Consider the following 12,806-nt stretch of genomic DNA (forward strand, 5'->3'; position numbering starts at 1 on the left):
AACAAACAGACGCTAGTCTGAAAGCTTGTACTGACGGTTTTTATGCACTCTTAAGAGTTCAATGGACCAGTCACAATTTATTTAATTACCTGGAAATATAGGCACTTGTATCACGATCCAGGGTAATGATCGTTCCTGAAAGTTCAGTAACGGGATCATAGTCCTTTAAAATAGAAAGTACCTTCATCCCATATTTTTCTTCCAGGACATTTCTTAAATGTTCCTTATAACTATCTATGATGGCAATGTCAGTCATTCGGGTTACAAAGCGATTAATCTCGTCCAAATGTTTAAGAGATGGAATTCTCTTATGGTTGGCGAAGATTAATATCTTATCCCCCAAAAAATCGACTCTTTGACTTTTGACACCAATATCAAACAAAAGAAGATTAATATTGTTATAATCCTTGATCAGTTCCTGTTTAAATGGGCCAGCAGTCCAACTCATTCACTCACACCATCTTTTTGAAATTTCAGAATGATTTGATAAATAGAATTTATCATAGTTAATAGTATCTGTAAAGTGTTTATATTAAAAATATATTTTGCTAGATAATATCAACCTTCAGGGGTCCGGCACATTAGTCACCTGGACACTGCTTATTTCGCCTGCTTATCAAGGTTCTTAGCTTCATAAGCAGCCTTTCCCCTGATTACAACCATCTTTATATTTTCTAAATTACTCAGGCACTCAAGCGGGTTTTCTTTAAGCAAAATCAGATTTGCCCTGTATCCCTCTTTAATTTGCCCAACGTCTCGTCCTAAAATTTTCCCGGCATTAACTGTAGCTGTTTTAAGCACTTTTTTCGCATCAGGAACAATCTCATTCATGGTATACAATTCATCCAGCAGCGCCCTGTGAGAAGTGCATGGTGAACCCGCATCTGAACCGGCCCCAATTAAAATATTCCGGTTAAAATAGGTTTCAAATGCATTCCGGTGAATGCTGACAATTTCCTCAGCTTTGTCTCTTGCATAAGAAGGAATCCCATCCTGTGTGGCAATTTGCTTGTAGACGAACAATGTCGGAATCCAGGCGGTATTCCGTTCTTCCATTAAGGCAGCCAATTCATCATCCAGAAAATGACCATGCTCAATTGTATCCACACCCGCAAGAATCGAATTAAGTATTCCCTCACGGCCAATCGCATGGGACGCCACTTTGAGTCCAAAACGGTGTGCCTCTTTACAGATGACTTCCTGCTCTTCCAGGCTAAGCTCTGCATGGCCGACCTGTTCCCCTTCTATTCTTCCATAGACCCCGCCAGTTGCACTTACTTTAATGACTTCAGCACCCTTAAAAATTTGTTCGCGTACACCCTTTAACGCCTCATCCTTCCCATCGACAAATCTTGCCCAGAACGGATCGTGCCCCCCTGTCATGGTTAAGGTTTTTCCGCTGGCAATCACATCAGGCCCTGGAATAAGCCCCCTTTTGATCCCTTTTGCTACATGCAGAGCAATATCATCAATGGAGCCAATGTCCCTGACAGTCGTTATTCCACTCTGGAGATAAGTTTGACAATTGGCAACTGCTCGTATCAGCATCTGTTCATAGCCTTCTGTTTCAGAGGTTTGAACTGGATTTAATGAACCGTCCCACATCATATGAATATGTAAATCTATTAAGCCTGGAGCGAGAAATCCTCCATTTCCATCGATGACCTTTACGCCGGCTGGCAGTTTGGATTCAGGGATCATTTCCTTGATCAAACCATCTTTTATCCAAACAGCTAACCCCTTCTTACAATCCAATTCTTCCCCATACAATAGCTGCACATTCGAAATCACAAACTCCATCACATGTTCCTCCTAACATTTTAAAAGGAAGAAGTGTGATACTTCTCCCTTTCAAGTTTGATATTTAACTTAATAAAGCAGGGACTCCATATCACGCGGATATTCTGTGATTAATCGGCATCCATCAGATGTAATAAGAACAGTATCAGAGTGTCTGAAACCGCCAACCTCAGGTATATAAATCCCAGGTTCAATCGAAAATGCCATTCCTTCTTCTACCACATCATGATGGTCATAACGCAAAAATGGCTGCTCATGTGCTGATACACCTATTCCATGTCCGGTGCGGTGAATCGCATATTTTTCAAGTCCCGCCCTTTCAAACACTTCACGGGCAACACCATCTACTTCTGAAAATTTCACACCTGGCTTAATAAAATCAATCGCACGCTGGTGCGCTTCTATAGCTGCCTGAAATGCCTTTTCCTGTTGGGGTGTTGGCTTCCCGACAATGACGGTTCTCTCTAATTCAGCACGATACCCATTTAGACCGACCTGCCTGCTGTGAATAATGACATCTCCCGCTTCGATTTTTCTAGTGTTAGAGAATACGTGCGGCATAATGCTTCTTTTTAACCCGGAAGGCGACATAACCACAATATCAATAACCGAATCCGGATATTGGGCAGCAGTTGCTTCAAACAGTGCTGCATTTCCCGCTGCATCAATTTCCATTTCTGTAGTTCCCGCTTGAATTTGCGCTAATGACTTGCTTACTGCCAGATTCACTAATTGTCCGGCCTGCTCCAGCATGTGAATTTCTTCTTCATCTTTGATAAATCGCATTTGATAAATGAATTGCCCGATGTCCACCACCTGATAGCCTGATTGCTGTAGATAAAGAAGAACCTCACCCGGAATAAAGGCTAAATCTACACCAATTTTTGATGAGTCTGGACTTTGTTTTACCAACTTACTTATATGCTCCATATGCGAAGTCTCATCCCTGCCGGCACCAGGATGTTCATAATAGACCAGGACATCATCTGCGTGTGAATGTTCCAGTGCATGGGTTTCTTCAAGGCCAGGAACAATCATGGCTGTCTTTTCCTGTAAATGAAAGATGATTGGCCGTGAATAAATTAAAGCTTTAAAATTTGTTAAATAAAATTGATGGTCAGGATTGAATACAAAAACGGCAGATATTGCTTGTTCTTTCATATACTCTTTTAATCGATTGATTCGTTTCGTTGAATTCACGCTTTCCAACTCCTTATAAAGTCGTATTAGCTTGTATGATCAGTAGTGAGGTCTGTTGTGACGTTTTTATTTCTCGTTGCCAAACTGACAATGATGAGTGTTAAAACTGATAATGGAAGGGCAAACAGGACACTATTCCAATCTAAGGGACGGTCAAGACCGATTTCCCAAATCATAGTTGCAGAACCACCCACAATCATGGAGCTGATGACGCCTGCTTTTGTTGCATTCTTCCATAATACGGTTGCAAGAATTGCAGGAGTTAAGGACGCGCCATACATTGTATAGGAATACATTTGGATGGCCAGGACGCTTGGGAAGAATTGCCCTAACACATATGCAAGGACTCCTAATACCACGACAATCACACGGTTGTACCATAGAAGTTTGCTTTCTGATAGCTTGCTTTTACTTGAGCGCTGGATTAAGTCACTGACAATATTTCCTGATGCAGATAGAAGATAAGAGGTAGCTGTTGTGATAATAAAGGCAACGGCTGAACAGAGAATAAGCAATCCGATTACAAGGGGTACCCCATCAATCGCAAGTGATAATATGGCTGTATCAGGCTTGATTTCTGGAAAAAGCACAATAGAGGTAGTTGCTAAGATGATGGTTAAACTAATGACAAACACACTGCCAACAAAAAAACCGATAGTGGATTTCCGGGCTACGTCCGGATCTTTCGCAGCGGAAAATCGCTGATACATGTTTTGATCACCCAGAACGAGTAAAAACAATGGCAGGAAGAAGCCGAGAAGCTGAGGAAATGATAATCCGCCATTCCAGGTCTTATTCATTTCAGGCAAAGATAGAGATAATCCTTCAAATCCCCCAACAGCATTCAGTGCAAAGGGAACCCCGAAAAGAAAGCCAATAATAATTAAAATGGCACTAAGTGCATCCGTATACGCAACCGAAAAGAGCCCGCCGCTTACCGTTAAGAAGATAACCAGTGCACACATTATGATGGCTCCTATTTCCAGTGGAATGCCTGTGGTTAATTGCAGCACATAGGCTCCGCCTGTAAACTGGTAGGCTGTGATTCCGACAAAGGCAAAGATGATAATAACGGATGATATATAAAGAGCTGCTTTTCCAAAGCGCCGTTCCAAAAGATCTGGTACTGTATAGATTTCAATCTGGCGGATTTTAGAAGCGATAAAATACAAAATAATAGCTCCAACAATTCCGCCTGACAGATTGAAAATAGCGGCAAACGGTCCGTATTGGTAAATAAAGCTCGCTCCGCCGACAACAGTTCCAGATCCAACAAACGTTGCAAGAAGAGTACCCATAACGACGAATAGTGGCAGGCTTCGGCCCGCAACCATAAAGTCGTCGCTATTTTTCACCGATTTTTTTGCGAAATACACACCAATCAACGCCATGAAAACCAGGTAAAGAACAACTGCAACTAAATAAATGTTCAATAAGCTCACTCCCTTTAATTATTTTTTGTATAAGGCTGTGTGGAAGCTTAATGCAGATTTAATCTTGGAACAGTGATCCATGTTTCCTATTAAATTTTCTTTGGAATTTATCCAAGGGAGACTCCGCAATCGCAGAGCCCCGTTACAGCTAGCTTGAACAGTGCAGGTCAGCTGACCAAAACACCATTTTTCATCACAAGCTTGTCTCCCCGCAAACTATTTAAATCATTTAGAGGATTGCTGTCTGCAATTAGCAAATCTGCGAACTTTCCTGGAGAAATACTGCCGCGCTGATCTTCAATTCCGAGACATTCAGCTGCAACACTCGTTGATGCTTTAATGACTTCCATTTCTGACATTCCCGCTTCATGCATAATCTTTAATTCATCAAAATAATAGCGGGGCGGGGTTAATGGAGAGCCACAATCAGTTCCTGTTGCAATCTTCACTCCGATTTGAACAGCTTCCTGCAGCATGGAGAAATGCGGTCCCACAACTTGCTTAGCTTTTTCCAGAGCATATGCCGGAATGTCCGGGCTGCTTATAAGCTGTCTCATGACGGCCATTGTCGGCACCAAAAAGGTTCCCTGATTTTTCATGATTTCAAGAGCCTGACGATCTGCGTAAATTCCATGCTCGATTGTGTCAATCCCGACCTCTAAACAATTCATGATCCCTTCAATTCCATCTGCATGAGCAGAGACCTTCTTATTTTTCTTTAGAGCCTCTTCTTTTGCAGCACTCAGTTCCTCTATTGTTAACTGAACGGAACCGGGCTCTTCCCCTTTGGTATAAATACCGCCCGTTGCCATCACCTTCACCAGGTCTGCTCCTTCCTTGAGCACCCTTCTAGTATTCTTGCGGACTTCATCCGGCCCGTCAGATTCATAGCCTAAATAATAGACATGTCCGCCTGTCATGCAAATAGGGGCACCAGCAGCGATAATGGTAGGCCCTGAAAGCAAGCCGGAATCAATGACATTTCTTACATGTAATACGGTTCGATCCGGTGCACCCAAATCTCTGACTGTAGTGACGCCTAATTTCAGTGTATCCAATGCATGCTTATAGGCTTCCAAAGCGATTCTGTCATTCTCTTCATTTTTGATGACGGATTGCGGATCTGCACTCCCATTCCAAACGAGATGTACATGGCAGTCAATCAGTCCGGGAAGTATATATTTTCCGGTACAATCAATGATTTCAAACCCTTCTGTTTCACCCGGCTCCCCTTCCTTAACCTCCGTTATTCTTCCGTTTTCAACCTTGATGTACGAATCCTCCACCACCTCATCATTTAGTCCGTCAATAATGCTGCCGCCCTTTAGTATCCATTTCGTGTCTGTTGGCATTTTGAAGCCCTCCTATTGTGTGATTATTCAAAATCATAACAATAGAAAGATTATTTATCATTGTATACTACAAACAAAAAAGAGACAGTATTTTGTCCCTTTTAAACAATTCTATTGGAATTGATCTGCTTTTTGTTTAGATCTGTATATGGAAAAGGCCAGCATGAGCATTGAATAATGGGATGGATTTTGAATATCCACCTGCATCAATTCGTTTATTTTCTGCAATCGGTATTTTACCGTGTTAGGATGCACAAATAATTCACTGCTCGACTTTTGAAGATTAAAAAAGTGTTTCAAGTATGTATATAGTGTCTCGGTTAAGGAAGCATTCTTTTCCAGATCATAGGCAATCAATGGACCCAGTAATTCTTCATCGAAGTTTTGAAACAAATGATGGGATTGTAAATTGTAGGCGACTTTCTCAATCCCCATTTCATCCCAAAACACCAATTGTACATCATGAACGTGACCATGCAGCAGTCCCATAGATGACTGGTCATACATAGCTTTAATTTTACTGCAAGTGTTAACCTCCTCTATCGCACTTACACCTATACGGATTCCAGGGTAGTCTGTCAGAATGGCCGCTACCCTCTCTCTGTCTATTATCGAATCGATCACCCCGACGATTTTTCTGTTATAAATCCATAATCGCGAATTTGTTTCATTTTCTATTAAAAGCTCAGAAAACATTTGAAGTTTTGACTGAAGTGTTTCCGGAGTGGAGGACTGCACCTGGAAAATGCATCTTACTTTCTTAAGGTCCATATAAAAATCAGATAGGCTCTTATCATCGGACTCACCTTGAAAAATACCTTCAAGCATTTCGATATCTTTGCTCTTTTGATAGTGAAGCAATGTATTTTTATTATAGGCTGCTAAGCTTAAGGCACGTATACCATTCTTAATAACCTCTTCTGAAAACTTATCCGGTGTTCCATTTTGACAAATGATCAGATAGCCAAGAAAGTTCATCTTAGAAAACAGCGGCGCTACCTTGAAATTCTGATCAGAGAGAGAATCCATTTTAACAGCTATATTCGTCTCACGATTGGTGAAGCGCACTTTTAACACGTTCTCTTTATGCTGGTTTATGATCAAATTAATCAGGTGCTTAATCTCATCTCTGGTTTGCTCTTTCGTTTTCCAATACGCAATCAAATCAAAATACGGATCTAGCACGCACACAACATTGTTAATATATTCTCCTATTACTTTTACAATTGAATTCAAATCCTTCTCCAGGAGAACAATTTCCATCAGTTTTTCATTTAATCTATGTATTTTCGAAGCCTGTTCATTTTCCTTCTTATTTACCAGCTGATTATATTTCTCGTGGATGCTATAGTATGGGACCTCTTGGGGGATTTCAAAAAGCGGGAAAGAATGGGTATTGGAGTAGTCGATAACTTCCCTCGGAATTGTTTTCAATGCTGCTGTATGAAAACCAATAGCACTAATTCCGATTTCCTGCATCCATTCTAAATGGCTAATCATTTGCTTCACATCTTTAAATGCATGAAACGTAGTCATAACAAACCCTTTTTCTTTCATACGGGATGTTTTTTCCGTAAGCTCCATGCTTGTTAGGTAGGCAATCTCTTTATTCATATTTTGCCTGCCGCCGCTCACCAGCAAAATATGATCCCTTTCTAACACATCAGCAAAGTCTTTGACTGTAATCATAATAATCCCCCCTTTTGATAGGAAACAATAAAACTTTTCTATGAAATTCTTATTTTTTCAATAGTTTGTTAATATTATAAAGGCAACTTATGATAAATAAAATGGATAAAACCTATTGGTGATTTAAACATGTATGGGGTACAGCATTTGGCTTTACCTCATCATTATGACCACTCAATCATTCACCGAATGAAGTACCCCACAAGAATAGACCCGGCACTATACACCAGCATCAAAGCCATTATCACATTAAACTGACTTCTATACTTCGCCAGGAAGGATTGAAAAATGGATCCAAAGACACTCCAGCAAAAGGTACTCAGAAAACCAACAAAGGCAAGGAAAATGGAAAAGAATATCAGACTCGTATGTGAGGTATGGTATGGAAAGATAAAGGTTGATATAACGGTAACCCCATATAAAATCCCCTTTGGATTAATAAATTGCAAAAGCATTCCGATTAAAAATCCGTTATGCTTAGCATCATTATTGTTTTGGTCATCCGGTTTACTGGTCATGATTTTAAGGGCCAAAAACAGCATATAAATGACCCCAATGATTGTCATGATCAATTCAACCCTTGGAATGAAATGATGAAGCAATAGATTAAAATAAATGCAAAGGATCATAATGACAAAAAATCCTGCGCTTACCCCCAAACAAAATCGAATCGTATTTCTTAAACCGAACCGGTTAGCGAATACCATCGCCATAATATTGTTTGGACCTGGCGTAAAGCTGGTAACAAAAACATATAAGAAAAAAGATAATAAAGACACAGCTGCTTTCCTCCTTTGCATGTATGTTATAATGTACAGAAACGACAATATAACGATTTACTACATATTGTATATTACGGACGTTATATTGTACATACGAAAGGACTGCAAGTATGGAGGAAATTCATTTAATTCTTGCTAAAAATTTAAAAGCATTTCGAGAAAACAAAAAATTAAGTTTAGAGAAGGTGGCTGAATTAACGGGAGTAAGCAAAACGATGATCGGCCAAATTGAACGGGGCGAATCAAGCCCGACCATCACAACCATTTGGAAGATTGCAAATGGTCTAAAGATCTCTTTTACCTCATTGATTAATCATCCTCAGCCGGATACTCAGCTTGTTTTAAAGAAGGAAATTCAGACATTATCAGAGGATCAAGGCAGGTATCGGGTATACCCTTACTTTCCTTTCGAAAACGATAAACGATTTGAAGTATATACCGTCGAAATTGACAAAGGTGGATACCTGAGTGCTGAACCACATATCGAGGGAACCGAAGAGTTGATCGTTGTCTTTGATGGGGAAATAACCATACGGGTTAATAACGATGAATATACATTAGAAAGCGGTGACTCCATCAGATTCAAAGCGGATCGGCCCCATACCTATCATAATTCAGGGAAATCATTGGCACGTGTCAGTATGATTTTATTTTATCCGGCAGAATAAAAGCATTTCTATGATTGGCGTAAATTTAACTGAAATCTTAAATTGACAAACCCTTCCGCACAAAAAGCAGCCTCCCGGGGCTGCTTTCCTCGGTTAATGTTCCCCACAGCATATCATCAACCGGTTTGATAAAGAAAAGCTTACGGTTTGCTTAACGTTGTGTAAGTGACATTAATAATTGGTTGGATGTAAAGTCCTGCCATCTACAAAATGTAAATTTATTAATTTCAAACTAAACCTTCGCCGAATATAAAAGAAAACAATAATCAATTTTTCAGTCCATTGACTCTCCTAATCTTTCCTGATTTTTGGTATATTAACAGATGAGAATATTTGGAAGGGGAGAAAAGAATGAATGAACTAGTGTTTAAACAGTTTGAGAAGACAAGAGGTTATTTTATTAAAAAGATCGAGTCAGTTTCAAAGGATGTAGCAAGTATACAGCCAGACGGTTTTAACAACACGATCCATTGGCATATAGGCCATGTATTAACGGTCTGTGAACAGTTTATGTTCGGCTTTCCCCGCAAAACGACCCATATCCCTGTAAACTATATTGAATTATTTGGGAACGGTACAAAGCCGGCTGATTGGAAAGGTGATATACCTGAAACAGATGAGCTCATTATACAGCTGAAGGATCAATTGGGCCGAATCCAGCAAATTCCAGCTGAACGGTTAAATGAAAAGCTGGCTAAACCATTTTTGGGGCTTGAAACCTTTGGTGAATTAGCTGAATTTGCGTTGTTTCATGAGGCAAACCATTTGGGGCATATTCAAGCGATGGAACGGGTTATTCAGCATACAGGAGTAAAGAACTAAAATAGGAAGATTATTTTAATTTTAATCTTAAAAGTTACAAAGGGTGCCCATTGATATTACGAACAGCACCATAGGGCATCCTTTCTTATCTATATCTAGTCTCTCGTCCCCAGAACATCTGTATTTGGCGGTTCATACCCCAACTGGCGGGCCATCGCCATAATCTCCTTTGTGATGGTATTCGTGAGTGACAGTATGCATGAACAGTTTTCGAGGAGTCATTGAAATCTCCTCAGTTGATTCTCTCCAAGGAATAGGCTGCACGATTGACTCATCCATTTTTTGAGAAAATGACTCAAAAACTTCATACACATAAGCATCTGCTTGTTCAAAAAGTGTCCTGATTTCCTCGATGCCGATTGTCGGAATGTTTTCTCTAGGTGTGATAGGCTTCTTCGTTTTTAATAAAACAAATGATCCTAGCCAGCCATGATAACAATTCGCTACATGAACAAGTGTGTCACGCACACTCTGCCAGCCGAATCCCATTTCACTCGTAAAATCTTTTGGATCCATTTTACTGCAAAAGTCCAAAAGCACTTCCCGATTCTCTTTGACCCATTCGTATTCCTTCCGCTCCACTGTATCCGTCCTCTTTTCTTTCTACTCTTTACTTTGCCTGGAACCCTGGACTTTTCGAATATAGAAGATCTGTCCAATTTGATAAGTGTTATGTCTGCTCAAATTTGATAACTCCCCCCACCAAAGCGCATCTAAAGGAAAATGGGGGATTTGTTCATGCAATTTTGATTCCGTGGCTGCCTCAATCTCATTTTGCCACTAAGCTAATCCCTATTCTAATCGTCGTACAAGTTCTTCCCATTACATTTCGGTAAAATTTTCAGCAAAAAACCAAAAACACTTAAACGACCTTAGCCCTATGGATATAGAGCTAAAGCTGCCTAAAGCTTTTTTATTATTTCCACTGTCTGCTTGACAGGGGGCAGATCACATGAAAATGCATTACTAAACTGAGGGACAGGCACTCATTACCGCTCCTTTTCCTTAAAAAACAATTGTTTTGTTTTCATGAACAATAATCCGGTCTTCTAAATGCCATTTAACCGCTCTGGCAAGAACACTTCGTTCAATAGAACGTCCACTCTTTTTTAGATCATCTATATGATCCCGGTGGTCAACACGCTTGATATCTTGTTCAATGATTGGTCCTTCGTCAAGATCGTTTGTAACATAATGAGACGTTGCCCCAATTATTTTTACTCCGCGCTGATGGGCTCGATCATATGGCCTCGCACCAACAAATGCAGGAAGGAAAGAGTGATGAATATTAATGATCTTGAATGGATGAGCCTCAACAAAGGCTGGCGTCAAAATTTGCATATATCTTGCTAAGATGATTAAGTCAATATCAAATTCTTTTAAAAGCTGCAGCTGTCTTTCTTCCACTTCCTCTCTATTTTCTTTGCTTGCTGGTATGTAAAAGAATGGAATATGCAAGGATTCTGCAATTTGTCTTGCTTCCTCGTGATTGCTCACAATGAGAGCGATGTCGGTAAGCAAATCACCACTTTGCCATTCCCATAACAGCTCACGTAAACAATGAAGTTCTTTTGATACGAAAATAGCTGTCTTCTTCAATTCATAAACAAATGCTAATTTCCATTCCATTGAAAATGTTTCTGCGATTTCCTTAAATTTACTCTTCAACTCTTCTTCCTTCGACTGTAAACCAGGACATTCAAACTCGATTCGAATAAAAAAGGTGCCACCCTCTGGATTTGTCGAATATTGACTCGATTCGATAATATTAGCATCATGCTGGAACAGAAACTGGGATACAGCAGCCACAATTCCCGGTTGATCGGGACAATTGATAAGCAGCCGCCCCCTGTTTTTTTGACTTTCTCTAAATAATTGAAGTTGATCTTGAATAGATGAATTCATATGAATCTCCTTTTTTAATTTTAATAACTATAATAGACTTATTGTTCTGGATTTAAAAGCATATTTTTTATAAAGTTATTTATTTTGGTTTATGGGATAGTTAAACATGGAGTAATGCTGAAATCTTAGTGCCAGCCCTTTCAATGGAATGGCCAGACAGACACTTCTTCAAGTGGAATGTATACGAGAAAGAGCTACCCGAATAAGCTGCAGCTCTTTTCTAAAATATTGTTGTTTTTTTATGATTTTGTAATTAAAAAACAAAGAATGAGGAGAGGTTGATTTCCGCTGCAGGTTGCTCAGCGAACCGCGGGGCGGGCGGTGAGCCTCCGGCTGGAATCTCGCACCTTACGCTCCAATCAACCAACCTTATTTTTTTTAAAAAAAAGATACAGATAAAAAGTGCCTGTCCCCTAGCATGGTAAAGCTTTACTGAACATGGGGACAGGCACTCAGTTTGAAGCAGGCTTTAAAATACAAAAAAGACTCGCCAATATTTAAGCTTGTAAAAAACAACTGGGACGGTTCCGGCGTATCTAAGTAATCGCCAGAACCGCCCCTATGTTTATTTTCATTACACTATTGAATATTTAAATAATCTCATCTATCTTTGGCTTTATTTCACAATATCTAACCGGCTTCGCTATTTTACTCAAAGCAGATAGACTAATTGTTTTTTGAGCAGGAAAACGTTCATCCAAGATTTTAGTCGGGACAATATAAAACTCCCAATGACTCACATTCAATGGATCAAGAGTATCTACATCTTTTTCTTTCAATAAACAAAAGATGTAAATGTCAGCGTGTCTTTTAATCTCTGTACTATACTTCCTGGTTGTATAACTATATTCCCTTTTTGCTCCTATGTTAAAGCCGATTTTTGAAAATGTGTCAGTATGCCAGGTCTGTACATATGCTGCAGATTTTACTTCAATCTTTTTCCCTCGATAAATTAAATCATAAGCATCCCACTCGATTCTTGACTGATTTAGACAGTCTAGAGCACTTCCTACTAAAAACTCCGCAAATACTCCTCTTAATGAGTTGCTTAGCAAATCAGAAAAACCCCAGTTCCAGAAATCGTTTAACGTTTTATCAGTTCCGCATATCTTAGTTTCATCTGAAAGTGTTCTCTTTCTAGACACTAGTATCATA

Annotated in this window: 12 protein-coding genes; 2 read left to right on the forward strand and 10 right to left on the reverse strand. The window is 39.7% G+C overall.

Features of this window, described 5'->3' with window-relative positions:
* Window positions 1-85 precede the first annotated feature (85 nt).
* The 7 genes from CE058_RS04660 to CE058_RS04690 form a co-directional block, all read right to left on the reverse strand.
* A complete protein-coding gene (locus tag CE058_RS04660) occupies window positions 86-448 on the reverse strand; it encodes a Na-translocating system protein MpsC family protein (protein ID WP_163140584.1) in 363 nt (120 codons plus the stop codon).
* Between the two features lie 152 nt (window positions 449-600).
* A complete protein-coding gene (locus CE058_RS04665) occupies window positions 601-1,800 on the reverse strand; it encodes a metal-dependent hydrolase family protein (protein WP_163140586.1) in 1,200 nt (399 codons plus the stop codon).
* A gap of 69 nt (window positions 1,801-1,869) precedes the next feature.
* Window positions 1,870-3,000: a M24 family metallopeptidase gene (locus tag CE058_RS04670; protein WP_163140588.1), complete on the reverse strand. Its 1,131-nt coding sequence runs from the start codon at window positions 2,998-3,000 to the stop codon at window positions 1,870-1,872.
* Between the two features lie 26 nt (window positions 3,001-3,026).
* Window positions 3,027-4,433, reverse strand: a complete 1,407-nt coding sequence (locus CE058_RS04675) for a sodium:solute symporter family protein (RefSeq protein WP_163140590.1) — start codon at window positions 4,431-4,433, stop codon at window positions 3,027-3,029.
* 167 nt (window positions 4,434-4,600) lie between these two features.
* The gene (locus CE058_RS04680) at window positions 4,601-5,785 is read right to left on the reverse strand and encodes a metal-dependent hydrolase family protein (RefSeq protein WP_163140592.1); all 1,185 of its coding nucleotides are present in this window, start codon (window positions 5,783-5,785) and stop codon (window positions 4,601-4,603) included.
* 111 nt (window positions 5,786-5,896) lie between these two features.
* Complete coding sequence (locus CE058_RS04685) at window positions 5,897-7,474, reverse strand: PucR family transcriptional regulator (protein WP_163140594.1); 1,578 nt, start codon at window positions 7,472-7,474, stop codon at window positions 5,897-5,899.
* Window positions 7,475-7,656: 182 nt separating this feature from the next.
* Window positions 7,657-8,253: a LysE family transporter gene (locus CE058_RS04690; protein WP_163140596.1), complete on the reverse strand. Its 597-nt coding sequence runs from the start codon at window positions 8,251-8,253 to the stop codon at window positions 7,657-7,659.
* 113 nt (window positions 8,254-8,366) lie between these two features.
* Here CE058_RS04690 and CE058_RS04695 point away from each other — a divergent pair, with 113 nt between their 5' ends.
* Both CE058_RS04695 and CE058_RS04700 read left to right on the forward strand, forming a co-directional pair.
* Complete coding sequence (locus CE058_RS04695; RefSeq protein WP_163140598.1) at window positions 8,367-8,924, forward strand: helix-turn-helix domain-containing protein; 558 nt, start codon at window positions 8,367-8,369, stop codon at window positions 8,922-8,924.
* 351 nt (window positions 8,925-9,275) lie between these two features.
* Window positions 9,276-9,746 (forward strand): DinB family protein, encoded by a 471-nt coding sequence (locus CE058_RS04700; protein ID WP_163140600.1) that lies wholly within the window; start codon window positions 9,276-9,278, stop codon window positions 9,744-9,746.
* 132 nt (window positions 9,747-9,878) lie between these two features.
* On the opposite strand, the gene CE058_RS04705 is transcribed toward CE058_RS04700, so the two are convergent.
* The 3 genes from CE058_RS04705 to CE058_RS04715 all read right to left on the reverse strand — a co-directional run bounded on the left by CE058_RS04705 (window position 9,879) and on the right by CE058_RS04715 (window position 12,796).
* Window positions 9,879-10,328, reverse strand: coding sequence for a DinB family protein (locus tag CE058_RS04705; RefSeq protein ID WP_286167877.1), 450 nt, complete (start codon window positions 10,326-10,328; stop codon window positions 9,879-9,881).
* A 423-nt stretch (window positions 10,329-10,751) separates the two neighbouring features.
* Window positions 10,752-11,651, reverse strand: coding sequence for a formyltetrahydrofolate deformylase (gene purU, locus CE058_RS04710; protein ID WP_163140602.1), 900 nt, complete (start codon window positions 11,649-11,651; stop codon window positions 10,752-10,754).
* A 590-nt stretch (window positions 11,652-12,241) separates the two neighbouring features.
* A complete protein-coding gene (locus CE058_RS04715; RefSeq protein WP_286167878.1) occupies window positions 12,242-12,796 on the reverse strand; it encodes a hypothetical protein in 555 nt (184 codons plus the stop codon).
* Window positions 12,797-12,806: the final 10 nt, after the last annotated feature.

The organism is Bacillus sp. 22-7 (assembly GCF_010628845.1).
Classification (GTDB): Bacteria; Bacillota; Bacilli; order Bacillales; family Cytobacillaceae; genus Cytobacillus; species Cytobacillus firmus_B.